Below are 541 nucleotides of genomic sequence, written 5' to 3' on the forward strand. Positions count from 1 at the left end.
CGATGCTGGTCATCGTGGGCGGTGCGGCTGGATTGACCGTTCTTGCGGTTCTGACACAGGCAGCCTGGCCGGACATCGCAGGGAACGGAGAAATGGCCCTGCTGTATGCGGCAATCGGAATGATGTGTGCGGTTTCGGCGCTGGGGTATGTCGAGCGATCCGGGATTGCCGGCAGGCTGCGCAAATGGCTCGAAAGACCGAATTGACGGCCATCCAGCATCTGCCTTGACGACGACGGTGCGTCGCGCCGTTGGCCGGTGGCGCCCGCGATAAAAAACGCCCGGTGCGGACGTCGAGTCGGCCGGGCGTTTTGTCTGGAGGCGCTGCGCGTCGAGCTGCGTCGAGTCGGCGCCGGTCGGTACGCGATTACGCGCCGAACGCCGCCTTCGCCAGCAGCCCCAGCGCGACACACACAAGCACGGCCGCGAACCCGGCCTGCACGTGCCGCGCGGCGAGGTGGCGCGACGCGCCGCGACCGGCAGCCATGCCGAGCGCGGTCGCGACGGTGAACCACAGCGTCACGTCGAGCGGCGCGCGCGTG

At 68.6% G+C, this 541-nt stretch carries 1 protein-coding gene and 1 pseudogene; one reads left to right on the plus strand and one right to left on the minus strand.

Going from position 1 to position 541, the window contains the following annotated elements; all coding sequences use genetic code 11:
- Positions 1 to 206 (plus strand): hypothetical protein (locus tag L810_RS48305; RefSeq protein ID WP_042978507.1); only part of this gene is annotated, 206 nt, incomplete at its 5' end.
- Positions 207 to 366: 160 nt separating this feature from the next.
- Here L810_RS48305 and L810_RS48005 read toward each other — a convergent pair.
- Positions 367 to 541 (minus strand): annotated as a pseudogene (locus tag L810_RS48005) (sulfite exporter TauE/SafE family protein); the annotation flags it as partial.

The sequence above is a fragment of the Burkholderia sp. AU4i genome (genome assembly GCF_000466765.1).
GTDB lineage: Bacteria > Pseudomonadota > Gammaproteobacteria > Burkholderiales > Burkholderiaceae > Burkholderia > Burkholderia cepacia.